Raw genomic sequence first — 24,446 nt, 5'->3', positions numbered from 1 at the left:
ATGTCGATCAGGCGGCCGCGTCGCGGTCCAGACCCGCGTCGCGTGCCATGCGGCGCAGGGCCTTATGCCCCATCGACTGATAGTGCAGCGGATCGCGGATGGCGCTGTCCTGTTCGGCCTCGATCACCAGCCAGCCGGAATAACCCGCCTTGGCCGCGACCTTCAGCACGGAGGTGAAATCGACGCAGCCCTCGACATCACCCGGCACGGTGAAGGCCCCGCGACGCACGCCCTCGATGAAGGACAGGCCCTGATCGCGGACCTGCGCCATGATATCGGGGCGGACGTTCTTGCAGTGGATATGTCCGACGCGGTCCATGTATTTGGCCGCGACCGCTTCCGGGTCGGCACCCGCAAAGGTCAGGTGGCCGGTGTCCAGCAGCAGATGCAAATCGGGTCCGGCGGCGGCCATGAAGCGGTCGACGTCATCCGCGCTTTCCACGCAGGTGCCCATATGGTGGTGATAGCAGGCGCGCACGCCCTGCCCCGCCGCATGGCTAGCCAGCGCGTTCAGTCCCTCCATCAGGCGGTCCCATTCCTCATCCGACAGGATGGGGCGGTCGTTCACCGCGACCTGATCGTTGCCATGCACCGTGTTCGAGCATTCGCACAGGATCACCACGTCGCTGCCCGCGCCCTTGGTCATGGCGATATGCACGTCCAGTGCCGCCATTTCCGTTTCCAGCGTCGCGCCGGTGGCCAGGATGTTGGTCGAATGCCAGCCGCCCACAAAGCGCAGTCCGTATTCGCCAAGTGCGGCCTTCAGCGCGCTGCCTTCGTTGGGCATCTTGTGGCCCTTTTCGATGCCGTCGAAGCCGATCTTGCGGCAATCGGACAGGCAATCGTCCAGCGACAGATGGGCGCCGATGCTGTGGTCGTCGTCATTCGACCAGGCGATGGGATTGGTGCCGTAAAGGATCATGGTCTTGTCCGTTCAGTTAAGCGTGGCCTGACGGCCCGCCTGTTCAAGATAGCGTTCGTGGGCGCGACGCAGGGCATCCGTATCGCCCACCTCGGGGACGGCGACGTCCCACCAATGGCCCGCATCGCCGAAACCTGGGCCTTCGGCGGCGGTCGTGTTGATGACGATGACGGTGGGGATGTCGCGCCCGCGTGCCGCCTCGATCTGGGCCTGAAGGTCCGCGATGTCGCGGGCCTTGACGGCATGCGCCCCCATGGCCCCGGCATGGGCGACGAAGTCGATTTGCGGCTGCACCTCGATCCGGCTGTCGACATACATATTGTTGAAGGGTGCGCCGCCGCAGCCCTGCTGCAAGCGGTTGATGCAGCCATAGCCGCGGTTGTCGGTCAGGATCACCGTGAAGGGGATCCGCCGCATCACCGCCGTGGCCAATTCGCTATTGGCCATCATGTAGCTGCCGTCGCCCACGAAGCACAGAACCTCGCGTTCCGGACGGGCCAGCTTCAGCCCCATCGCGCCGGCCAGTTCATAGCCCATGCAGCTGAACCCGTATTCCATGTGATAACCGCCCTGGCTGGGCTGCCACAGCAGCTTCAGGGCACCGGGCATGGTGCCTGCCGCGCACATGGCGATGCTGGCGGGGGTCGAGGCCCGCTGCACCGCGCCGATCACCTGTGCATCGGTCGGCAAACCGTCGCCCGTGGGCGCGGCGCAATGCGCGTCCACCGCCGCCAGCCATGCCGCGCGGCTGTCGGTATCGGCGGCATCGGCGCGGTATTCGCCAAGCGCGCCGCCCAGCTGTTCCAGCGCCACCTTGGCATCAGCCACCAGCGTGACCGAGCCGTGCTTGGCCGCGTCATAGGGCTGGACGTTGATGCTGACCAACCGCCCGTTGGCGAAGAGCGTTCGCGACCCGGTGGTGAAATCCTGCAGCCGCGTGCCGATGCCGATCACCAGATCGGCCTTGCCTGCCGCCGCATTCGCCGCAGCCGATCCATCGACCCCCGCCGCCCCGAAGTTCATCGGATGGTCCTGCGCCAGCGCCGATTTGCCGGCTTGGGTCTCGATCACCGGGATATTGTGGCGGGTGGCGAAATCGGCCAGCGTGGCCTCGGCACCCGAATAGATGACGCCGCCGCCCGCCACGATCACCGGCGCCTTGGCCGCGCGGATCAGGTCGGCCACCTGCGCCAGTTCCCGCGCATCGGGCGCAGGACGGCGGATGCGCCAGACGCGCGGTTCAAAGAACGCCTGCGGCCAGTCGTAGGCCTCGGCCTGCACGTCCTGACAGAAGGACAGGCAGACCGGCCCGCAATCGGCGGGATCGGTCATCACCCGCATGGCGCGGGGCAACGCGCTGAGCAGATGCTCGGGGCGGGTGATGCGGTCGAAATAGCGCACCACCGGGCGGAAGCAGTCATTGGCGCTGACCGTGCCGTCGGTGAAATCTTCGATCTGCTGCAGCACGGGATCGGGCCTGCGGTTGGCGAAGACATCGCCGGGGATCAGCAGCAGCGGCAGGCGGTTCACATGCGCCACCGCCGCGGCGGTGACCATATTCGTGGCCCCCGGCCCGATCGATGCGGTGATCGCCTGCGCCCGCCGGCGTCCATGACCCTTGGCAAAGGCGATGGCGGCATGGGCCATGGTCTGTTCGTTCTGGCCACGCCAGGTGGGCAGCGCGTCGCCGATGCCGTGCAGCGCCTCGCCCAGACCCGCGACGTTGCCATGGCCGAAGATCGCCCAGACCCCGTCGATGAAGCGTTCGCCGTCCTCGGTCATCTGCACCGACAGCCAGCGGACGATGGCCTGCGCGGCCGTCAGTCTGATTGTGCCCGTCATGCCGCCACCCGCGATGCGGCGCGCGCATCGTCCCAAATATTGCACAGTCTCTCATAGCGTTGTGCCATCATGGCCACCGCCTGCGCGTCGTCGATGCGTCCGGCCAGCCAGTCGTGGGCCACGCTGCCAAAGATGGTCCGGCCCACGGCGAAACCGCGCACCAGCGGGAATTTGGCTGCGACCGCAAAGCTGGCGGCCAGCTGGTCCTCGGGGGCGTCCAGTCCCAGAACCACGATGCCGCGGGTGTTCTGGTCATGCGCCTCGATGGCGGCGATGGCCTTGGACCATGCCTGCTTGCTGGTCAGCGGTTCCAGCTTCCACCAGTCGGGGAAGATGCCCGCGGCATAGAACTGGGTGATCAGCGCCGCGGTGGTGTCGTCATCGACCGGGCCGACCTTGGACGGGATGATCTCCAGCAGGAAATCCAGCCCGTTGCGGCGCGCGGCGGCATAGAGCTTGCCGACCGTCGCTTCTTGATCGGCGCGCAGGGCGGCATCGTCGTCCGGGTGACAGAAGCAAAGCACCTTGACCACGTTCTCGCGCGCCCATTCCTGCAGGGCTCCACAATCGGGGCCCAGTTCGGGTTCCAGCGTCAGCGGGCGCGAGGCGGGCCATTCGGCTGGCCTGCCGATCCACAGGCCCGTGCCCGATGCCGCATGCAGCGCCGCGCGGCCAATACGGTTGTCGCAGAGGATGCCATAGCCCGCCTGCCCGTCCTGCACCTGAAGCGCCGCCTGCAGGCAGAGCTGCTTGAAGTCGCCACCCTTGGCGGGGGTATAACCCTCCATCTCCTCCAGCTGGATACGGTGATCGAAGGCGAAGACCCGCATCGTCGACCAGTCGCCGCCCATGCGGCCCTGACGGTTCGTCGCCCAATGGATCTGTTCCAGATCGGCGTCGTTGCGCAGATCGGGGCGCACCACGCCGCGATCCAGGAAGAAGCGCAGTTCCTCGAGGCTGGGATAGGCGGGCGTGCAGCCGTGGCGGCTGACCGCGAAGGCCCCGCAGGCATTGGCGTATTCCAGCGCGCGCGGCCAGGGTTCGTCATCCATCCAGCCCTTCAGCAGGCCCGAAAAGAAGCCGTCGCCCGCGCCCAGCACATTGAAGACCTCGATCGGGAAGCCGGGGCCTGCCTGACCGGCATCAAGGCTGTCGGGGATCGCGCCCTCGAAGGCCACGGCGCCCACCGCCCCGCGCTTGCAGATCAGCGTGGCATCGCTGACGGCGCGGACCGCGCGCAGGGCGGCCAGCGTGTCGGTGGTGCCGCCGGCAATGTGGAACTCCTCCTCGGTGCCGACGATCAGGTCGAAGCGGTGCAGCGTCGCCTGCAGGCGCGCGGTGACGGCGGCGCTTTCGACAAAGCGGCTTTCGCCATCGCCATGCCCGGCCACGCCCCAGAGGTTCGGACGGTAATCAATGTCCAGCGCCGTGCGCGCGCCATGCTGGCGCGCCAGATCCAGCGCCTTGATGACCGCAGCCTCGGTCTGCGGATGCGACAGATGCGTGCCGGTCGCCAACACGCAGCGGGCATCGGCGATCAGGTCTTCGTCGATATCGTCGGGCGACAGCGCCATGTCGGCGCAGTCCTGGCGATAAAAGATCAGCGGAAAGCTGTCCTGATCGCGGATGCCCAGGATCACCAGTGCGGTCAGCCGGTCGGGATCGGTTCCCACCCCGCGCACGTCGACGCCTTCGCGGATCAGCTGTTCGCGGATGAAGCGGCCCATATGTTCATCGCCGACCTTGGTGATCACCGCCGAGCGCAGCCCCAGCCGCGCCGTCCCGCAGGCGATGTTCGTCGGGCTGCCGCCGATATATTTGGCAAAGGACCCCATGTCCTCAAGCCGGCCGCCGACCTGCTGACCGTAAAGATCAACCGAACTCCGACCGATCGTCACGACATCAATCGTCTTCATCCTTGAAACTCCTTCATCGTCACGGCGCGGCCATCCGAGGCTGCCATCGCGTGAATGACCCGTTCAATCTCCAGGCCCTGTGCGAAATCGGGCGTGGCGGGACCCTGGCCGTCGATGGCGCGCATCAGGTCGCGGCATTCGATGACCTTCTGTTCGTTGAACCCGAAATTATGGCCTGCGCCGGGGCAGAAGGCCGCGAAATCGGGCTGGTCGGGTCCGGTCAGATGCCGCACGAAGCCTGGCTGCCCTGCCTGATGGACCCAAAGTTCGTTCATGTTTTCCTGGTCGAAGACCAGTGTGCCGTCGCTGCCGTGGACCTCCCATTGCAGGCGGCATTTTCGGCCGCGCGCCACGCGCGAGGTGGCGAATGACCCCTGCGCCCCGCTGGCAAATCGGATCAGGGCCAAGGCGCTGTCCTCATTCTCCACCGCACGCGGGCCTTCGGGCGAGGGACGCTGCGGGACCGCGATCTGGGTCATGGCCGTCACCTGATCGACCGGCCCCATCAGCGCGACCATCAGACTCACGAGGTGGCAGCCCAGATCGCCAAGCGCGCCCAGGCCGCCCCCCTCGTGAGTCATCCGCCATGACCAGGGGAGGAGCGGGTCGGCGGAATAGTCTTCGTCATAGACGCCGCGAAACGCCAGCAGACGCCCGATCGCGCCCTGTGCAACCAGATCGCGCGCCGCCTGAAAGGCCGGGCTGCGCAGATAGTTGTAGCCCAAGAGCGTCACCTGACCCGGATGCTGCGCCGCCAGATCGGCCATGGCCTGCGCATCGGCCAGCGTCAGCGCCATGGGCTTTTCCAACCAGACATGCTTGCCGGCGCGCAGCGCGGCCTCGGCCATGGGGCGGTGAAGGCCATTGGGGGTGGTGATGCTGACCACGTCCACCTGAGGGTCGGCGACCGCCTGATGCCAGTCATCGGTGCCGCGGGCGAAACCGAACTGCGCGGCCATGGCTTCGGCACGATCGGGCATGTCACACAGCACCTGCAGCCGGGGATGGGCGCCACCAAAGACGGTGGCGACGTTGCGCCAGGCCATCGCGTGGCATTTGCCCATGAACCCGGTGCCGATCAGGGCCACGCCCAAGGGTCGCGCCTGCGTCATCAAATGGTCCCCCCCAGGCTGCCTTCCAGCGTCGCCAGCTCCTGCCCGCCGGCCATCATGTCCTGCAATTCGGCGGCGTCGATCTGACCCTTCTGGGCGGTGCCCAGGGTTTGGCCGCGGTTCAGCACGGTGAAGCGGTCGCCCACGGCCAGCGCGTGGCGCACATTGTGGCTGATGAAGACGACGCCCACGCCCTGCGCCCGCACCCGCGCGATGGTCGCCAGCACGTTCGACGTCTGGCGCACGCCAAGCGCGCTTGTCGGTTCGTCCAGGATCAGCACCTTGGCCCCGAAATACACGGCCCGCGCGATGGCGACCGTCTGGCGTTCGCCGCCCGACAGCGTGCCCACCGCCTGGTCGGGCGCGCGCAGGTTGATGCCCATCTTGCGCATCTCCTCCATGCAGATGCGGTTGGCGGCCTCCAGGTCGAAGCGCTTGACGAAACGGCCCCTGGTGGGTTCGCGCCCCATGAAGAAGTTGCGCGTCACGCTCATCAGCGGGATCATGGCCAGGTCCTGGAAGACGGTGGCAATCCCCGCCTCCATCGCGTCGCGGGGGCTGTCGAAGGACAGGGGCTTGCCCTCGAACAGGATCGTGCCCTCGGTCGGCTTGTGAACGCCCGACATGGTCTTGATGAAGGTCGACTTGCCCGCGCCGTTGTCGCCAAGCAGGCAGTGGCATTCGCCGGGACGCACATCGAAGTTCACGCCGTTCAGGGCGATGACATTGCCGAAATGCTTCTTGATGCCCTGCATCCGGATGATGGGATCGGTCATGTCAGCGTTCCCCCGTCACACGCTTGCGGATCGCGTTGTTGAAGACCACGGCCAGCAGCAGCATGCCGCCCAGAAAGACCTGGAACCAGTCCTGGTCAAAGCCGGTATAGGTCAGCCCGATGGTGACCATGCCGAAGATGATCGCCCCGAAGAAGGCCCCGATGGCCGACCCGTAGCCGCCGGTCAGCAGGCAGCCCCCGATGACGGCGGCGATGATCGCCTCGAATTCCTTCATGAAGCCGCGGCGGGCATCGGTCGACCCGGTGTCGATGACGGTGATGATGGCCACCAGCGCCGCAGCACAGGCCGTCAGCATAAAGAGCGAGATCTTGACCTTGCGCACCGGCACGCCCGAATTGCTGGCGGCGTTCTTGTCGCCGCCGGTGGCAAAGATCCAGTTGCCGGCAGGGGTGCGCAGCAGGACGAAGGTGGCGACGGCGGCCACGGCGATGAACCACAAGATCTCGACGGGGATGCCGGGGACCTTGGGGGCGCCGGAATTCAGCGCCTCGATCCAGCCATTGTCGGCCATCCACTGGAAGGCGCCCCCGAAGGCGTCTCCCGAAAAGAAAGGGGCCAGCCAGTCACCCTCGACCGATTCGCGCACGCCGCGCAGCTGGGTCGAGCCGTTGGTGAAGATCTTCAGCCCGACCAGCGACGCGCCGCGCAGGATGAACAGGAAGGCCAGCGTCACGATGAAGCTGGGCAGACCGGTGCGCAGCACGATGGCGCCATTGACGGCCCCCATCGCGGCGGCAAAGCCCATGGTCAGCGGAATGGCGAAGATCAGCGGCAGGCCCATGTTGACGACCAGGACCCCGAAGATCATCCCGGCAAAGGCCACCATCGACCCGATCGACAGGTCGAATTCGCCGCCGATCATCAACATCGCGGCCGCGATCCCCAGGATGCCCAGCTGGGCCGCGGGGGTCAGGAAGTTCATGATCCCCGAAAAGGAGAACATCGTCCCGCTGGCGGTGAACAGGAAGAAAATGGTGACAAGGATCACCCCGCCGATCGCCCCCAGTTCGGGCCGCTTCATCAGGCGCGTCGTGATGGATTCGGTCTTGATCCGCTCGTCCGCGGATGCGGTGGCGTTGGCCATGGGTTTCCTCCCCCCTCTCGCTCTGTCGGAATGGGCGGGCGCGCGATGCGCCCGCCTGTTCGGCCGCCGGTCAGCGGATGCCCTGCGCGGACAGGTCGATCACCTGCGCGGCGCTGTCCTGCATCACCAGGTTCGGCCCCGAGGGCACGTCGCCGCCCGGCATCAGCCCGTATTCCGCGTTCAGCGCCAAGAAGGCGACCGGCAGATAGCCCTGCAGGTATTGCTGCTGGTCGATGGCAAAGGCGGCGTCGCCGTCGGCCACCGATTGCAGGAAGCCCGCCGACAGATCGAAGCTGGCGATCAGGACGTCGTCGCGACCAAGCGCCTTGACGGCGGCCACGGCCGGTTCGCCGACCAAGCTGGCGCCCAGGCCCAGGACGGTGTCGACCTCGGGGTCGCTGTCCAGGGCGGCGCGGATCTTGGACTGGACCTCGGTCGGGTCGTTCTGGGTCGGCACGACCGAAACCGGGTTGCCGAAGCCTTCTGCGAAACCGGCGCAGCGCTGGTCCAGCGAGACGTTGCCGACCTCCTGGTTGACGCAGATGCCCTTCTTGCCGCCCAACTCGGCCAGCTTTTCGCCTGCGGCCTTGCCCGCGTCGAATTCCGACTGGCCGACATGCAGCAGCGCGCCCAGTTCCTTGGCGACGTCGGACCCGGAATTCATCGAGATGACGGGGATGCCCGCATCGACCGCGCGTTCGATCGAGGGCCCAAGCGCATCCGCATCGGGGATCGACACGACCAGCCCGTCGGGCTCCTGGTTGACGGCGGCATCGATCAGCTGGCCCATGGCGACCATGTCGAAGGTTTCGGGCGACCGGAAATCGACCGTCGCGCCGGTATGTTCGCCGGCCTTGGCCGCGCCGTTCTTGACGACCGACCAGAAGGGGTCGTTCGCCTGGCCATGGGCTACGACGATGATATTCTGGGCCAGCGCGGGGGCGCCGAAGGCCATCAATGCGGCGACTGCCGCGGCGGTTCTGAATGTGGTCATGTCTTCCCTCCCAAGGTTGAAGTCATATCCCCCCGGCCCCTCCTCGGACCTGCGGGTTCGTCCGGCGCCTCTGCGGGCGCGCGGATCTCAGCTGCCCAAGGCGCGGATCGCCCGGACGGACCGGGCCAGCATATCCTCAAGCGTATCCTCAAAGCCGGGACCCTTGTTCGTGGTGAACGGATCGGGTCCGGGGGCTGCGGGTTCGACGATCATCGGCCCCGCGTAATCGATGGCGTCCAGCGCGCGGAACTGGGCGGCAAAGTCGATGTGACCATCCCCCACCGCGCCGCGATTGCTGTCGGCCAGATGATAGAGGCCGATGCGCCCGCCCCCAGACCGCAGGGCGGCGGTGGGATCGGCCTCTTCGATGTTCATGTGATAGGCGTCGGGCAAGAGCGCCAGGTTCGCGGCACCGACCGCGTCCAGCAGCGCCAACCCCTGGGCCACGGTGCGGACCTGGTGGCTTTCATAGCGGTTCAGGATCTCGAAGCAGACATCCAGCCCGGCCCCATGGGCCAGCGTGCAGATCCGGCGCGTGCTGTCGGCCAGCAGGTCGTCTTCCTGCGCCTGATCGCTCAGCGGACGGATGCGCTGCACCAGCCCGTGGCAGCCGACGCGCGGCGCATGGCCAAGCGATCCGGCCCAATCGACCAGCCGGCGGTAATAATCCACCGCATCCTGGCGGATTGCCCCGTCGGGATGGCTGATATCGGCGTCCCCCGGCGTGATCGAAAAGATCCGCAAGCCGTGATCGGACAGGATGCGCCCCGCCTGGACCGGATCGATCGACAGATCGCCATGGATCTCGACCCCGTCCAGCCCCGCGCGGACGGCACGGGCCGCGATGGCCGCGATGTCCTTCGTGCCGAAGATCCAAGTGCAGCATCCGATGGGGCGCATCACGCTCATCCCAGCATGTCGGGGGTGATGGCGACCGTCTGGCCGGTCTGCATCGACCGGGTGGCGGCCTCGGCGCAGGCAAGGGCCGCGACGCCTTCGCGCAGGGTCACGGGCATGGTCGTCCCGCCCTGCACGGCATCCACGAAGGCCGTCCATTCGTCCTGATAGGCCCGCATGTAGCGTTCCAGGAAGAAATGCACCGGCTTGGCGCTGACCGCGCCTTCGGTGGTGATCTTCTGGACTGTGTTTTCCAGCACGTTGGCAGCCGACAGCAGCCCATCCGAGCCCAGAACCTCGATCCGCTGGTCATAGCCGTATCCGGCGCGGCGCGAATTCTTGATTACCGCGATGCGCCCGTCGTCCCAGACCATGGTCACGGCGGCGGTATCGACATCGCCCGCCGCCCCGATTTCGGGATCGACCAGGGCCGCGCCGGTGGCGGTGACCTTGGCGGGGGTGCCGCCGAAGATCCAGCAGGCCATGTCGAAATCATGGATCATCATGTCGCGGAACAGCCCGCCCGACACCTTGACATAGCTGACCGGCGGCGGGGCCGGATCGAACGAGGTGATGGACAGCAATTCGCCCTTGCCGATCTCTCCCTTGTCGAAGGCGGTCTTCAACGCGGCGAAATTCGGATCGAAGCGGCGGTTGAAGCCGACCATGACCGGCTGGCCCGTGGCCTCGGCCTTGGCCAGCGTCGACAGCGCGCGTTCCAGCGACAGGTCGACCGGCTTTTCGCACAGGACGGCCTTGCCCGCGGAGGTCGCGCGTTCGATCAGGTCGGAATGCGTGTCGGTCGAGGTGGCGATCAGCACCGCATCGATCGAGGCATCCGCGATGATCTCCTCGACGCTCATGGCGCGGGCGCCGATCTCGGCGGCCAGATCGCGGGCCGCGTCGGTGTTCACGTCGGCCACCGCGATCAGGTCGCAGGATTTCGTCATGACGATGGATGTCGCATGGACCCGACCGATTCGGCCCGCCCCCAGCAAGGCAACCCTAAGCATCCTGCACTCCTCCCTCGAATCGTCTGCAGAACCGTATGTGACGCAACGTTGCACAGCGTTGCACGCGCGTGCAACAATTATCTGCACGCGCGTGCAAGACACTTCCGGTCGGCTGATGCGCAAGATAGGATGCCCCCATGGCAGACCCCGAAGACAGCACCGATACCGTGACCGCCGACCACGTCGCCGCCGCGGCGGGGGTGTCGCGCTGGACCGTGGCCCGCGCCTTCAAGAAGGATGCCTCGATCTCGCGGCAAAGCCGCGAACGCGTGATTGCCGCTGCCGAGGCCCTGGGATATGCACCCGACCTGATGGCCTCGTCGCTGGCCTCGGATCGGTCGAACCTGATCGCGCTGATCACCAACGATTTCAACAATCCGCACAAGCTGGTGCTGCTGGAACGGCTGACGCGCATCCTATGGTCGCGGGGCTGGGGGACGCTGCTGGTGCATATGTCCGACAGCGAGGACGCCTCGGCGGCACTGCTGGCGGCCAGCCAGCGCCGGGTCGATGCGGCGGTCGTGATCGGCACCCGCTTCGACGACAAGATGCTGGAAACGGCGCTTGGGGCGCGGCGGCTGAAGAAGCTGGTGATCTTCGCCCGCTACAGCCAGAATCCGAACACGCTGACCATCGCCTGCGACGACGTGATCGCCATGCGCCAGATGGCCGATCACCTGCTGGAACGCGGCTATCGCAAGCCCGTCTTCCTGGCCGGTCCCGACACGCAATCGGCCAAGCTGCACCGCAAGTCGACCTTCACCGAATACTGGCAGGAACGCACCGGGACGCATGTGCCCTCGATCAATGCCGCGGCTTATGATTTCGGCCCCGCCATCGACCGCGTGACCGCGCTGCTGCAGGACCGCACAGCGGCCGACCGCCCCGATGTTCTGGTCTGCGAAAACGACATCATCGCCATCGGCGCCATGGATGCGATCCGTTACCGCCTGGGGCTGCGCGTGCCGCAGGACATCGCCGTGACGGGGTTCGACGACATCCCGCTGTCCAGTTCGCCCGCCTATCAGCTGACCACCTATCGCCAGCCGATCACCGCCATGGCCGAATGCCTGCTGGAGGTGCTGGAGGGCAAGCTGACCCATGACGTCGCCCTGCCCGGTCAGTTTATCGCACGCCAGACGACCTGAGACCTCTGGTCGTGGCGACCGGCAGGCCTTAGATAACGGACATGCGCAAGATCACCCTTCCAGAACGCCCCGACCTGGCCGCCAAGGCCGAGGATGCCGGTTTCACCTTCGCCCACATGCATGGCGAACCCTATTGGGACGAGACATCAGCCTATCAGTTCACGCTGGCCCAGATCGAGACCGACCTGGAAGACCCGGCCACCGAACTGCACGCCATGACCCGCCAGGCCGTCGACCGCATCGTGGGCGATCAGGCGCTGATGGCCAAGCTGGGCATTCCGCCCGCGCATTTCGGCCTGATCGCCGACAGTTGGGCGCGAAACGAACCCGAGGTCTATGGCCGCATGGACCTGGCCTATGACGGCAAGGGTCCTGCCAAGCTGCTGGAATACAACGCCGACACGCCAACCTCGCTTTACGAAAGCGCAGCCTTCCAGTGGCAATGGCTGGAGGATCAGCTGGCGGCGGGCGTCCTGCCCGAGGGCGCCGATCAGTTCAACGGCATCCACGAGGCCCTGGTCGAACGCTTCAAGGAATTGTTCGACCCGAACACCGACATCCATTTCTCGGCCATGCCGGACACGCCCGAGGATTATGCCACGGTCGAATCCATGGCCTGGGCGGCGCGCGAGGCCGGGATGGGCGCGCATTACACCGACCTGAACAAGATCGCGATCAGCAAGGACAAGCAGTTCCTGGACGACCAGGATCGGGTCATCGGCACGCTGTTCAAGCTGTACCCCTGGGAGGACATGCTGGCCGATGATTTCGGCAAGCATGTCAAGGGTTCGGGCTGCCTGTTCATCGAACCCGCCTGGAAGGCGGTCGTGTCGAACAAGGGTCTGCTGCCGGTCCTGTGGCAGATGTTCGAAGGCCATCCGAACCTGCTTCCGGCCTTCTTTGCCGATGACGTGGCCGAGGCGCTGGTCGCGGGCGGAACCCCCGATCCCGCCGTGGCCGACGCCTTTGGCCGGGTAGCCGACCAGATCCGCGCGGCCCATGTGGTCAAGCCGATCTTCTCGCGCGAGGGGGCCTCGATCAGCATCGTCGAGGGCGGTGATGTCACCGAGACCAGCCCCAACACCGATTACGACCGCCATCCGCGCATCGTCCAGGCCTATCACGCGCTGCCCGAATTCGACGGCTTCCGCCCGGTGGTGGGCGCTTGGATCGTGGGCCATGCCTGCGCGGGCATCGGCATGCGCGAGGACCGGTCGCGGATCACCCAGGATCTGTCGCGCTTCAAGCCGCATTTCATCGCGGAGTGATCCGCGCTAAGGAGGGAATATGAGGAAACGTTCCAGAACCGTCGCGCTGACCATCCTTGGCGCCGCCGCCTTCACCGTCGCGGGCTGCCGCGAGGAACAGGTCGACGCGCAGGCCTTTCCCGACATGGCCAGCTGCGAGGCCGCCGCCGCGCAGGACGGCCTGTTCTCGGTCGAGGAATGCGACAAGGCCTTTGCCGAGGCCGAGGCGCTGCATGTCGAATCCGCCCCCCGCTATGACAGCCTGCAGGTCTGCGAGGAACAGCATGGCGAGGGCAATTGCGGGTCCGAGGAACAGCAGGTCAGCAATGGCGGGTCCGGCAGCATCTTCATGCCGCTTCTGGCCGGTTACCTGATCGGGAACATGCTGGGCCGTGCGGGCGGCGGGATGGCGGCCTCGCAGCCGATGTACCGCAACGCGCAGGGCGGCTTTACCAACGCCACCGGCACGACGAATTTTGGCAGCAATGCGGGCCGCGCCACGATGGGTGCACAGAACTTCACCCGCCCTGCCGCCACCGCAGGCCGGGCGCCGATGACGCGCGCCACCGCCGGATCGCGCGGCGGCTTCGGCGCCAGCCGCAGCAGCTTTGGCGGTTAAGGCGTGACGCGGGCGGTGCTGCGACGCGGCACCAGCCTGTATCCCAGATCGATCGCGTGACCGCGCGGCTGGCCCCTGCCTGCCAGCCGGTCGCGGATCTGAAGGATCGCGGCGCGCCCCATTTCATAGCGATCCGTCGCGACCGAGGTCAGCGGCGGTTCGGCCGCCGACATCATTTCGTGGTCGTTGAACCCGCAGATGCCAAGCCGGTCGGGGATGCGGATGTTGCGCCGCTGCGCCTCGAACAGCACGCCAAGCGCCAAATCGTCATTGTTGCACAGCACCGCATCGGTCTGGGGGCGCGTCGCGATCAGATCCGCGAACAGACGGCACCCCAGGCTGACGGATGACGGCTCGGGCGTGGTGACGACGGGATCGTCGCCGCCCAGCCCCGCCGCGATCAGGCAATCGCGGAACCCTGCCAGGCGGCGCTGGCTGCGCGGGTCCATCTGCGCGCCCAGGAACGCCGGCGCGCGGTATCCGCTGTCCAGCAGATGCTGCGCCCCGTCCCGCGCCGCCTGATAATGCGACAGGCCCACGACCAGGTCGATGGGCTGCGGCCCCACCTCCATGATCTGGACGACGGGGCAATCGGCGCGCTCCAGCAGGGCGCGGGCACCGGGCGACTGGTCATGGCCCGCCACGATCAGGCCGGCGGGCTGCTGGGACAGGAAGACGCGGACCAGCTGCTCCTCGGTCGAGGGTGCATAGCGGGTTGTCCCCAGCTGGACGCCAAGCTGACTGTCCTGCAGCCCGTCATAGATCCCGCGCATCACATCCGCGAAGACGTTGTTGCTGACCGACGGGATGATCACCCCCACCACATCCGTCCGTCCCGATGCCAGGGCCCGCGCCGCAGGGTTCGGCACATAGCCCAGCTGGGCGATGGCCAAGGTGATTCGGGCCCGCGCATCGGGCGACACTTTTTCCGGATCGCGCAGAGCGCGCGACACCGTGATAGGGCTGACATCGGCAAGCGCCGCAACATCTGACAGGGTGGTCTTGCGCGTTTTTTCCATGATGACCGCAAGTTACTCGGTCCTTCGAAAAAAGTAAGGGGGTTGACGAATGACAGCGCTGTCATCCATGATTGCGCTGTCATCGAGGGGGTGACACGACAGGAGGACAGGTGACATGGGTGTGCGACCGATTCTGGTCATGGGTATCTGCGGCGTCGGCAAATCGACGATCGCGCAGGGCATCGCGGACCGGCTCGGCGGGCATTTCATCGAAGCCGACGAATACCACGACGAACGAAGCGTGGCCCATATGCGCGACGGCCGCCCCTTGACGGATGACATGCGTTGGGGCTGGCTGGACAGACTGGGCCAGGCGGTGAACGCCGCGCCCGGACGCGCGGTGCTGGCCTGTTCCGCCCTTGGCCTTGCCCATCGCGACCGCCTGCGGACCGTGACCGGTCCGATCGACATCGTGTTCCTGCATGGCGACCGCGCCCTGATCGAGGAACGGATGAACGCCCGCACGGGCCATTACATGCCGACCAGCCTGATCGACAGTCAGCTGGCGGCGCTGCAGCCACCCGATGCCCAGGCCGAGAACGCGCTGTGGCTCAGCGTGGCGCTGGCGCCGGAACGCATCATCGAGCTTGCAGCCGAGGCGCTTGCCCCGGCTGCCTGAATACCAACCCGGAGGAGAAACACATGACCAACCTGACCCGCCGCACCCTGATGGCCGCCACCGCGCTGATGGCGCTGGCCGCCCCTGCGCTGTCGGCCGACTACACCTTCCGCTTCCAGTCCTCGGACCCGGCAGGCAACCCCAACTTCATGCTGCAGCAGGGCTGGGCCAAGGATGTCGCCGAGAAATCCGACGGCAAGATCGAGATCAACCTGATGCCCGTCGAATCGATCGTCGCGCATAACGAGACGCAGGACGCGATCGCGACCGGCATCCTGGACGGCCATGTCACCGACCTGTCCTATTTCTCGGGCAAGGATCCGGCATTCGGCCTGATGGGCAACCCGGTCGGCGCATGGTCCAACCCCGAACAGATGCTGGACTTTGTCGAGAACGGCGGCGGCTCCGAGCTGCTGAACGAGATCATGAACCCCTATGGCCTGCAATTCATCGGCGCCACGACCCCCGGTCTGGAAGCGCTGGTCAGCGCCGTGCCGCTGGACGGCGTGGACGACCTGCAGGGCGTCAAGATCCGCGCCCCCGAAGGCCTGGTCCAGTCGGTCTTTGCCGCCGCCGGCGCATCGCCCGTGAACCTGCCCGGCTCCGAGGTCTTCACCTCGCTGGACAAGAAGGTCATCGACGCGGCCGACTATACCGTCTTCTCGACGAACCAGGCGCAGGGTTTGAACGACATCGCGCCCCATCCGGTCTATCCGGGCTTCCACTCGATGCCCTTGGTCGAGATCTCGATGAACAAGGACAAGTGGGACGCCCTGCCCGAGGACCTGCAGCAGGTCATGACGCAATCGGTCAAGGATTTCGCCCGCGTTCAGGTCGCAGCCCTGGCCGAAGCCGATGAAAAGGCCGTCGCCGCAGCCAAGGAGAGCGGCGAGATCACCGTCCACGACTGGTCCGATGAAGAACGCGCCAAGTTCCGCGGCATCGCCATGGGCGAATGGGAAAAGGTCGCAAGCCAATCCCCCGCCGCACAGAAGGTCTATGACGCCCTGACCGCCTATCTGACCGAAAAAGGCCTGGTCGAGTAAAACACGCTTCCGGGTCGGGCCACGTGCCCGACCCCACCCGAGGGAGGGGAAACACCATGTCCGCATCCGATGAGATGCCGCGCGAGGAGCATGCCGCCGTCGCGCAATCCGGCTTTCTGGGCCGATGGATCGACCGCTTCGCGCTGATCCCGGCACTGGGGCTGGTCGTCGCCATGCTGATCCTGATCCAGGAGGTCATCCTGCGTTACGTCTTCGGCAACCCGACCAACTGGGCGCATGAGACGACGGTGTTCCTCTGCGCGATCTCGTTCATCTATGGCGGGCTTTTGTGCACCTCGCGCGACCGTCACATCCGGGTCGTGCTGGTCTATGACATCCTGCCGCCCGCTGCGCGGCGCGTGGCCGATTTCCTGATTTCGGCGGTCTGCGCAATTTCCGCGGGCGCCTTCGCATGGGCCGCCTGGCAGATGGTCAAGCGTTCGGCATGGCGTCCCGACGGCAGCTTCCACCTTGAAACATCCGGCAGCGCCTGGAACCCCGCGTTCCCCGGCGTGCTCAAGATCCTGCTGATGGTCGCGCTGATCGTCATGGCAGTGCAATTCGTGATCCTTGCGATCAACTATGCCCGCGGGCAGGGCATGGGGGCCCGCTGATGGAGATTTTCGGTTCACTTCAATCCCTGGGCATCGAAACCGGCACGCTGGTGCTGTTCGCGATGCTTCTGGGCCTGCTGGTCACCGGCATTCCGCTGGCCTTCGTCACGCTGCTGGTCACGCTGATCTTCGCGCTTGGCTGGTTCGGGCCGAACGTGGTGCCGTTGATCACCAGCCGCGTCTATTCCTTCGTCAGCAGCTTCGTCTTCGTCTCGGTCCCGATGTTCGTGCTGATGGCGGCCATCCTGGACCGCAGCGGCATCGCGCGCGACCTGTTCGAGGCGATGCGCCTGATCGGCGGGCGCATCCGCGGCGGCGTGGCCGTCCAGACCATCTTTGTGGCCGTCATTCTGGCCGCCATGTCTGGCATCATCGGCGGCGAAGTCGTCCTTCTGGGCCTGATCGCGCTGCCGCAGATGCTGGCGCAGGGCTATGACCGCAAGCTGGCCATCGGTGTCGTCTGCGCGGGCGGCAGCCTGGGGACCATGGTGCCGCCGTCGATCGTGCTGATCATCTATGGCCTGACGGCGAACGTCTCGATCGGAGACCTGTTCACGGCCTCCTTCATTCCGGGCTTCATGCTGGCCATGCTCTATGTCGGCTATGTGCTGATGCGGGCCTGGCTGACGCCGGGCGCGGTCCCGCCCACCGTCAGCGACCCGGTGCCGACATCGGAAAAGCTGCGCCTGCTCAAGGGGCTGTTCCTGCCCATCGTCGTGGTGGTCATGGTGCTCGGCTCGATCTATGGCGGCATCGCATCCGTGACCGAGGCCAGCGCCGTCGGCGTGGCGGGGGTGCTGCTCTCGACCATCGTGCGGGGTGAATTCACCTGGGCGCTGCTGCGCGACGCGGCCATCCAGACGCTGCAGACGGTCGGCATGATCGTCTGGATCGGCATCGGCGCCTCGGCCCTGGTGGGTGTCTTCAACCTGATGGGCGGCATCAGCTTCGTGTCCGAACTGATCACCGGCATCAGCGACAACCCCACCATCATCATCCTGTTCATGATGGCGATCCTGTTCGTGTTGGGGATGTTCCTGGACTGGGTGGGGATCGCGCTGCTGACCATGCCGATCTTCGTGCCGATCATTGTCAGCCTTGGCTATGACCCGGTCTGGTTCGGCGTGCTCTTCGCGATGAACATGCAGGTCAGCTTCCTGTCGCCGCCCTTCGGGCCTGCCGCCTTCTATCTGAAGTCGGTCACCCCGCCCGACATTTCCCTGGGCGAGATCTTCACCGCACTGCTGCCCTTCATCGGTCTTCAGATCCTGGCGGTGGCGCTGCTGATCATCTTCCCGATGATCGCCGTCTACTGATCACGGGCGACTTAACCACATTCGGGGCCGGGGCATCTGCCGCCGGCCCCGATGCATTCCGACGGGGCGATTTCCGCCGGAACCTTTCCCCCCGCCCTGCATTTGGGTCCTGAGCCGCATTGCGGAATGCCACAGAGCGCCCGGCGCGACAGGAAAGGACCACCCATGAAAGCCATCCCCTCGATTGCCGCCGCAGCCCTGATCGGACTGGGCTCTGCCGCCGGTGCGCAGGACATCACCGTTTCCTCCAAGATCGACACCGAGGGTGGGTTGCTGGGCAACATCATCCTGATGGCCTTGGAAAATGCCGACCTGCCGGTCAACGCGCGCCTGCAGCTGGGCGGCACGCCAATCATGCGCGATGCGATCACCTCGGGCCAGATCGACATCTATCCCGAATATACCGCCAACGGCGCCTTCTTCTTCAACGAAGCCGACAGCGAGGTCTGGAAGGATGCCGATGCCGGCTACAAGCGCGTGGCCGAACTGGACCTGGAGCAGAACGACATCGTCTGGCTGCAGCCTTCGCCCGCCAACAACACCTGGGCCATTGCCGTCCGCCAAGACCTGGCGGAAGAAAACGACCTGTCCACCATGAGCGATTTCGGCGCTTGGATCGCGGATGGTGGTGACGTCAAGCTGGCCGCGTCGACCGAATTCGTGACCTCGGCGGCGGCCCTGCCCGCCTTCCAGTCCACCTATGGCTTCGAGATGTCGCCAGACCAGTTAGTCCAGCTGTCGGGGGGCGACACGGCCGCCACCATCGCCGCGGCGGCGCAGCAGACATCGGGCGTGAACGCGGCCATGGTCTATGGCACCGATGGCGGCATCGCGCCTGCGGGCCTTGTGGTGATGGAGGATGACAAGGGCGTTCAGCCCGTCTATCAGCCCGCCCCCATCGTGCGCGCCGAAATCCTCGAGGCGCATCCCGATATCCGCGACGTCCTTGCCCCCATCTTCGAGGGACTGGACCTTGAAACCCTGCAAGAGCTGAACGGGCGCATCCAGATCGGCGGCGAACCCGCCGAGGCCGTCGCCCGCGATTACCTGACCAGCGTGGGCATTCGGGATTGATGACGGCGCGGCTGGATCGCCCCGGCCTGCTGTTCGCCCTGATCGGGCTGGTCGGGCTGGTCCTGCCGCTGGTGCAGTTCAAGGCTAACAGAATCGTTCCCGGCGACGGCGTGTCGATGGCCCTCCCGCTGGCAGGGCTGCTGGCGTTGATCCTGCTGGGCGGATGCCTGCGCTGGTCCCATGGCCTGCGACTGGCAGCGGCCCTGGCGGGGCTTGGCACGGTGATCGCGGCACTTGGCGGCACGGCGCGGGCGTTGATGGCCGATGGGCCCGCTCTGGCCCGCGTCGCCCCGGCGGCGGGTTTCTGGTTGCTGCTGCTGGCCTTTGCGTTGATGCTGACCGACGCGGTGACGCGGCTGCGCCCTGCCCTGCACTGGCGGTGGCTGATGCTGGCGGGGGCCATCGCGCTGGTCGCGATGGTCCTGTCGACGGGCTGGCTGGACCAGGTGTCGGTCATGCGCGAATACGCCGCACGCCGCGACGCCTTTCTGCGCGAAGGCGTCGCCCATCTGTATCTGGCCTTCGGGTCGCTTGGCCTGGCGCTGATGATCGGCCTGCCCTTGGGGGTCGCGATCCATCAGGCGCCATCGGCGCGCGGCCCGGTCCTGTCGGTGCTGAACATCCTGCAGACCATTCCGTCTCTGGCGCTCTTCGGCATTATGATCCCGATCTTTGGCTGGATCGCGGCCAATGTTCCCGGTGCTGCGCAGGCGGGCATCGCGGGGATCGGCGTCTTTCCGGCGCTGGTCGCGCTGTTTCTCTATTCGCTGCTGCCGGTGGTGTCGAACACGCTGACCGGCCTGTCGGGCGTCAGTCCCGCCACGCAAGAGGCCGCCATCGGCCTTGGCCTGACACGGTTCCAGCGACTGACATGGGTGCTGGTGCCGTTGGCCCTGCCCGTGCTGCTGGCCGCGATCCGCATCGTGCTGGTCCAGAATATCGGGTTGGCCGTCATTGCGGGCCTGATCGGCGGAGGCGGTTTCGGCACCTTCGTCTTTCAGGGCTTGAATCAGACCGCGATGGATCTGGTCCTGCTGGGTGCGCTACCCACCATCGGGCTGGCCTTGGTGGCCGGCATCGCGCTTGACCTGCTGGTCCAGACCCTGAACCACACCACCCCGAGGCCCGCATGATCCAGATCAGCCACCTGACCAAGCTCTATGACGGCAAGCCCGTGGTCGACGATGTCAGCCTGACCGTCGAGCGGGGCCAGATCGCGGCGCTGGTCGGCACCTCGGGGTCGGGCAAGACGACATTGCTGCGGATGATCAACCGGCTGGTCACGCCCAGTTCGGGGCAGGTGCTGATCGATGGTCAGGATACGGCCGCCATAGCCCCGCACCTGCTGCGCCGCCGCATCGGTTACGCCATCCAGGGGCACGGGCTGTTCCCGCACCGCACCGTGGGCCAGAACATCGCCACCGTTCCGCGCCTGCTGCGCTGGTCCGCGGACGACATCCGCGCCCGGGTCGATGAATTGCTGACCCTGTTCCAGCTGGACCCCGACGCCTTTCGCGACCGCATGCCGCATGAACTGTCGGGCGGCCAGCAACAGCGCATCGGCGTGGCCCGCGCCTTGGCCGCCAAGCCCGATCTGCTGTTGATGGACGAACCCTTCGGCGCGCTGGACCCGGTGATCCGCGCCAAGGCCCAGGCCGATCTGCGCCAGATCCAGCGCCAGCTGGGGACAACGCTGGTCCTTGTCACCCATGACATGGCCGAGGCGATTCTGCTGGGCGACCGCATCGCCGTCATGGACCGAGGCAAGCTAGTGCAATACGCGCCCCCCGCCGACATCCTGCGCGCCCCCGCCACCCCCTTCGTCGAGGCGCTGATCGGTCCCGACATGCGCCCTTTCCACCTGCTGTCGCTGACCCCCGCCTTCCAGATCGCCACCGAGGGTCACGCCATCGGCGCCCCCATCCCGCGCGAGGCGACGCTGCGCGACGCCTTGGCCGAATGCCTGTGGAGCGGGCGCGACGCCCTGCCCGTCGAAGGCGGCGGCGTGGTCACCCTGGCCGCCTTGCGCCAAAGGGCCGCCCCGTGATCGGACGCATCCTGATGACAGCGGCGGGGCTGTTCCTGATCGCCTTTCTGGCCAGCCCCGACAGCTTTGCCTGGCTCTTCTCCCCGATGACCCGGAACGGCGCGCCCGCCATCTATACCCAGACGCCGCTCTGGTCGCTGACCCTGTCGCATCTGGCGCTGGTGGCGATGGCGGTCACGGCCTCGACCCTGGTGGCGCTGGTGCTGGCGATCCTGGTGACGCGGCCCTCCGGGCGCGAATTCCTGCCGCTGGCGCGGACCATCACTTCGGTCGGGCAGACTTTTCCGCCGGTGGCGGTGCTGGCGCTGGCGGTGCCGGTGATGGGCTTCGGGGCGGGGCCGACGCTGGTGGCGCTGTTCCTCTATGGCCTTCTGCCGGTCTTTGAAAACACGTTGGCGGGCCTGACCAATCAGCCCGCCCGCATCCGCGAGGCGGCGCGTGGCATGGGCCTGACCCCCGCCCAACGCCTGTGGCAGGTGGACCTGCCCCTGGCGCTGCCGGTGATCCTGACGGGGATGCGGCTGACGGCGGTGATCTCGCTTGGGACGGGGACGATCGGCTCGACCGTCGCCGCCCGCACCCTGGGCGAGGTGATCATCGCGGGTCTTCTGTCCTCGAACACCGCCTTCGTTCTGCAGGGCGGCATGGTCGTGGGCATCATCGCCGTGATGATCCACGAGGGCTTTCAGGCGCTGGCGCGCCTTGCGGCGCGCCGCACCGGTTAACTGGGCAGCGTGACCGGCCGGACGTCCCAGATATCCTGCATATAGCCGCGGATCGTGCGGTCCGACGAAAAGAACCCCGACCGCGCGATGTTCAGCGCCGCCATCCGGTGCCAGTCGTCCTGATCGGCATAGGCGGCATCGACCTGGCGCTGCGCCGCGTAATAGGCGTCGAAATCCGATGCCACTAGGAAGGGATCGTCGTTCCAGGTCCGGTCCAGCAACCCGTAATAGGTCTCGGCCCGGCCAAAGCGGCCTTCGGCGATCAGCTGCAGAGCGATCTTCATGTCCTCGCTGCGCTCGATCGCGGCGCGGGCATGACCGGGGCGCGATTTTTCCGCCGCCGCCTGATCGGCGGTCATGCCGAACAGGAAGAAGTTCTCGGGACCGACATGGTCGCGGATTTCCACGTTGGCGCCGTCCAGCGTGCCGATGGTCAGCGCGCCGTTCATCGTGAACTTCATGTTGCCGGTACCCGACGCCTCTTTCCCCGCCGTGCTGATCTGTTCGGACAGATCGGCGGCGGGGATCAGATCCTCGGCCATCGAGACGTTATAATTCGGGGGATAGGCGATCTGCAGATATTTCGACGTGACCGGGTCGCTGTTGATCGTTTCGGCCACGTCGTTGATCAGGTGGATCACCGATTTCGCCAGCCAGTATCCCGGCGCGGCCTTGCCGCCAAAGATCTTGACGCGCGGGGTCCAGTCGCCGTTGGGGTCGTCGTGGATGCGGCTCCAGAGCGCGATGGCTTCCAGGATGTTCAGCAGCTGGCGCTTGTATTCGTGGATGCGCTTGATCTGCACGTCGAAGATCGCTTCGGGATCAGCCTTGATGCCCAGACCCGCCAGCAGACCGTTCGACAGCAGGACCTTGTTGTCGCGCTTGGCCGCGCGCAGACGGTCGCGGAACTCGGCATCCTGGGCATAAGGTTCCAGCCCCTTCAGCTGGTCCAGATCGCGCGTCCAGCCCGTGCCGATGGTATCGTCCAGAAGCCGCGTCAGGGCGGGATTGGCCATCCGCAGCCAGCGGCGCGGAGTGACGCCGTTCGTCTGGTTCACGATCCGGTCGGGATGCAGCCGGTGCAGATCGGCAAAGACGGTGTCCTTGACCAGATCCGTGTGCAGCGCCGAGACGCCGTTTACCCGGCCCGCCATGATGAAGGCCAGCTCGCCCATATGGACCTGATCGCCATGCACGATGCCGACATGGTTCGGCCGGCCCGTGGCGCGGCGGTGTTCGTCATCGATCATCTGGATGATCTGCATATGGCGCGGCAACACGCGGCCCATCAGCCATGTCGACCACCGTTCCAGCGCTTCGGGCAGCAGGGTGTGGTTGGTATAGTTCAGCGTCTTCTGCGCCAGCACCATGGCCCGGTCGAAGGGCAGTCCGTGTTCATCCATCAGCAGGCGGATCAGTTCTGGCCCCGCGATGGCGGGGTGGGTGTCGTTCAGCTGGATCGCGACCTTTTCGGGCAGCAGGTCCAGATCGCCGTGTTCGGACAAAAAGCGGCGCAGGATGTCCTGTAACGCCGCCGAGGTCAGGAAATATTCCTGCTTCAGGCGCAGCTCCTTGCCCGCCTCGGTCGTGTCGTCGGGATAGAGGACGCGCGACAGGGTCCGGGCCAGGGCCTCGGGTTCGGCTGCGGCTGTGTGGTCGCCCGCGTTGAAGCGGTGCAGATCCAGCAGCGTCGTGGGATGCGCCCCCCACAGGCGCAGGCTGTTGGCCCAATCGCCGCCCCAGCCGATGACCGGCGTGTCATAGGCGCGCGCCAGCACGCTTTCGGCGGGGCGCCAGACGGCGCGGCTGTCGATCTGGTCGACATGGCCCTTAAAGCCGATCTCATAGCTGTAATCGATGCGGACGAATTCCCAGGGGTGCGGCTGATTCAGCCAGTCCTCGGGGGTTTCGACCTGCTGGCCGCCTTCGAAACGCTGGCGGAACAGCCCGTGTTCGTAACGGATGCCGTAACCGAAGGCCGGGCAGTTCAGCGATGAGAGCGATTCCATGAAACAGGCTGCCAGACGCCCCAGCCCGCCATTGCCCAAAGCCGCATCCGGTTCATCGTCCAGAATCGTGCTTTCATCCTGCCCCAGCAGCGCCAGCGCCTCGCCGATGGCGGGTTCCAGACCCAGGTTGATGATCGCATCGCCCAGGATGCGGCCGATCAGGAATTCCATCGACAGGTAATAGACCCGCTTGGCGCCCTGGTCGCGGGCGGCGCGGATGGCATTGACCCAAGGCCCCACCATCTGGTCGCGCACGGTATAGCTGACCGCCATCCGCCAATCGAAAACGGTTGCGAATTCCGGCCCCCGACCCTGGGTGTGGGTCAGGTGGTGAAGGATCTGGTCACGCAGGTCTTGCGCGGTCAAGGCATGGGTCATGTTGGGCC

At 66.3% G+C, this 24,446-nt stretch carries 22 protein-coding genes; 11 read left to right on the top strand and 11 right to left on the bottom strand.

All coding sequences use genetic code 11. The features are described from left to right. Positions 1–7 precede the first annotated feature (7 nt). From iolE to iolG, 9 genes are all read right to left on the bottom strand, one after another. Positions 8–922: a myo-inosose-2 dehydratase gene (gene iolE, locus DKT70_RS05105; RefSeq protein ID WP_111558121.1), complete on the bottom strand. Its 915-nt coding sequence runs from the start codon at positions 920–922 to the stop codon at positions 8–10. Between the two features lie 12 nt (positions 923–934). Beyond that, on the bottom strand, positions 935–2,764 hold the full coding sequence (gene iolD, locus DKT70_RS05100) for a 3D-(3,5/4)-trihydroxycyclohexane-1,2-dione acylhydrolase (decyclizing) (protein ID WP_111558224.1): 1,830 nt from the start codon (positions 2,762–2,764) through the stop codon (positions 935–937). Beyond that, entirely contained in the window at positions 2,761–4,680 is a 1,920-nt protein-coding gene (locus DKT70_RS05095) for a bifunctional 5-dehydro-2-deoxygluconokinase/5-dehydro-2-deoxyphosphogluconate aldolase (RefSeq protein WP_111558120.1), read from the bottom strand. Before DKT70_RS05095 ends, iolD begins: the two co-directional genes overlap by 4 nt. Next, complete coding sequence (locus tag DKT70_RS05090; RefSeq protein ID WP_111558119.1) at positions 4,677–5,792, bottom strand: Gfo/Idh/MocA family protein; 1,116 nt, start codon at positions 5,790–5,792, stop codon at positions 4,677–4,679. The genes DKT70_RS05095 and DKT70_RS05090 overlap by 4 nt, the downstream gene beginning before the upstream one ends. After that, a complete protein-coding gene (locus DKT70_RS05085) occupies positions 5,792–6,568 on the bottom strand; it encodes an ATP-binding cassette domain-containing protein (protein ID WP_111558118.1) in 777 nt (258 codons plus the stop codon). Before DKT70_RS05085 ends, DKT70_RS05090 begins: the two co-directional genes overlap by 1 nt. A gap of 1 nt (position 6,569) precedes the next feature. After that, on the bottom strand, positions 6,570–7,673 hold the full coding sequence (locus DKT70_RS05080) for an ABC transporter permease (protein ID WP_111558117.1): 1,104 nt from the start codon (positions 7,671–7,673) through the stop codon (positions 6,570–6,572). 70 nt (positions 7,674–7,743) lie between these two features. Continuing rightward, complete coding sequence (locus DKT70_RS05075; RefSeq protein ID WP_072296614.1) at positions 7,744–8,667, bottom strand: sugar ABC transporter substrate-binding protein; 924 nt, start codon at positions 8,665–8,667, stop codon at positions 7,744–7,746. A gap of 87 nt (positions 8,668–8,754) precedes the next feature. Next, positions 8,755–9,576: a sugar phosphate isomerase/epimerase family protein gene (locus tag DKT70_RS05070; protein ID WP_199559531.1), complete on the bottom strand. Its 822-nt coding sequence runs from the start codon at positions 9,574–9,576 to the stop codon at positions 8,755–8,757. Continuing rightward, positions 9,573–10,577: an inositol 2-dehydrogenase gene (iolG, locus tag DKT70_RS05065; protein ID WP_111558116.1), complete on the bottom strand. Its 1,005-nt coding sequence runs from the start codon at positions 10,575–10,577 to the stop codon at positions 9,573–9,575. The genes DKT70_RS05070 and iolG overlap by 4 nt, the downstream gene beginning before the upstream one ends. A gap of 137 nt (positions 10,578–10,714) precedes the next feature. Here iolG and DKT70_RS05060 point away from each other — a divergent pair, with 137 nt between their 5' ends. From DKT70_RS05060 to DKT70_RS05050, 3 genes are read left to right on the top strand one after another with little or no spacing between them, the layout of a single operon-like run. Then, positions 10,715–11,725, top strand: a complete 1,011-nt coding sequence (locus DKT70_RS05060; protein ID WP_111558115.1) for a LacI family DNA-binding transcriptional regulator — start codon at positions 10,715–10,717, stop codon at positions 11,723–11,725. 41 nt (positions 11,726–11,766) lie between these two features. Then, the gene (locus DKT70_RS05055; RefSeq protein ID WP_111558114.1) at positions 11,767–12,993 is read left to right on the top strand and encodes a glutathionylspermidine synthase family protein; all 1,227 of its coding nucleotides are present in this window, start codon (positions 11,767–11,769) and stop codon (positions 12,991–12,993) included. A 19-nt stretch (positions 12,994–13,012) separates the two neighbouring features. Beyond that, positions 13,013–13,591, top strand: a complete 579-nt coding sequence (locus tag DKT70_RS05050) for a DUF1190 domain-containing protein (protein WP_111558113.1) — start codon at positions 13,013–13,015, stop codon at positions 13,589–13,591. On the opposite strand, the gene gntR is transcribed toward DKT70_RS05050, so the two are convergent. Further along, a complete protein-coding gene (gntR, locus tag DKT70_RS05045) occupies positions 13,588–14,610 on the bottom strand; it encodes an HTH-type transcriptional regulator GntR (protein WP_111558112.1) in 1,023 nt (340 codons plus the stop codon). The two genes, DKT70_RS05050 and gntR, sit on opposite strands and share 4 nt — an antisense overlap. Positions 14,611–14,725: 115 nt before the next feature. Here gntR and DKT70_RS05040 point away from each other — a divergent pair, with 115 nt between their 5' ends. The 8 genes from DKT70_RS05040 to DKT70_RS05005 all read left to right on the top strand — a co-directional run bounded on the left by DKT70_RS05040 (position 14,726) and on the right by DKT70_RS05005 (position 22,051). Continuing rightward, positions 14,726–15,229 carry a gluconokinase gene (locus tag DKT70_RS05040; protein ID WP_111558111.1) on the top strand — a complete coding sequence of 168 codons (504 nt, stop codon included), beginning with the start codon at positions 14,726–14,728 and terminating at the stop codon, positions 15,227–15,229. Positions 15,230–15,252: 23 nt separating this feature from the next. Beyond that, positions 15,253–16,275, top strand: a complete 1,023-nt coding sequence (locus DKT70_RS05035; RefSeq protein WP_111558110.1) for a TRAP transporter substrate-binding protein — start codon at positions 15,253–15,255, stop codon at positions 16,273–16,275. A 56-nt stretch (positions 16,276–16,331) separates the two neighbouring features. Next, positions 16,332–16,889: a TRAP transporter small permease subunit gene (locus DKT70_RS05030; protein WP_072296621.1), complete on the top strand. Its 558-nt coding sequence runs from the start codon at positions 16,332–16,334 to the stop codon at positions 16,887–16,889. After that, positions 16,889–18,205, top strand: a complete 1,317-nt coding sequence (locus DKT70_RS05025) for a TRAP transporter large permease (RefSeq protein ID WP_111558109.1) — start codon at positions 16,889–16,891, stop codon at positions 18,203–18,205. The genes DKT70_RS05030 and DKT70_RS05025 overlap by 1 nt, the downstream gene beginning before the upstream one ends. Positions 18,206–18,370: 165 nt before the next feature. Beyond that, positions 18,371–19,279 (top strand): glycine betaine ABC transporter substrate-binding protein OsmF, encoded by a 909-nt coding sequence (gene osmF / locus DKT70_RS05020; RefSeq protein WP_111558108.1) that lies wholly within the window; start codon positions 18,371–18,373, stop codon positions 19,277–19,279. Then, on the top strand, positions 19,279–20,412 hold the full coding sequence (locus DKT70_RS05015; RefSeq protein ID WP_111558107.1) for an ABC transporter permease: 1,134 nt from the start codon (positions 19,279–19,281) through the stop codon (positions 20,410–20,412). Before osmF ends, DKT70_RS05015 begins: the two co-directional genes overlap by 1 nt. Beyond that, a complete protein-coding gene (locus DKT70_RS05010; protein ID WP_111558106.1) occupies positions 20,409–21,326 on the top strand; it encodes an ABC transporter ATP-binding protein in 918 nt (305 codons plus the stop codon). The genes DKT70_RS05015 and DKT70_RS05010 overlap by 4 nt, the downstream gene beginning before the upstream one ends. After that, entirely contained in the window at positions 21,323–22,051 is a 729-nt protein-coding gene (locus tag DKT70_RS05005; protein WP_407672190.1) for an ABC transporter permease, read from the top strand. The genes DKT70_RS05010 and DKT70_RS05005 overlap by 4 nt, the downstream gene beginning before the upstream one ends. Here the strand turns inward: DKT70_RS05005 and DKT70_RS05000 are convergent. Then, positions 22,048–24,438, bottom strand: coding sequence for a glycogen/starch/alpha-glucan phosphorylase (locus DKT70_RS05000; RefSeq protein WP_111558105.1), 2,391 nt, complete (start codon positions 24,436–24,438; stop codon positions 22,048–22,050). The two genes, DKT70_RS05005 and DKT70_RS05000, sit on opposite strands and share 4 nt — an antisense overlap. Between the last annotated feature and the right edge of the window lie 8 nt (positions 24,439–24,446).

The sequence above is a fragment of the Paracoccus sediminilitoris genome (assembly GCF_003259195.1).
GTDB classification, from domain to species: Bacteria; Pseudomonadota; Alphaproteobacteria; order Rhodobacterales; family Rhodobacteraceae; genus Paracoccus; species Paracoccus sediminilitoris.
Note: the sequence above shows the minus strand (reverse complement) of the source record. Positions and strands in the feature narration are given on the sequence as shown.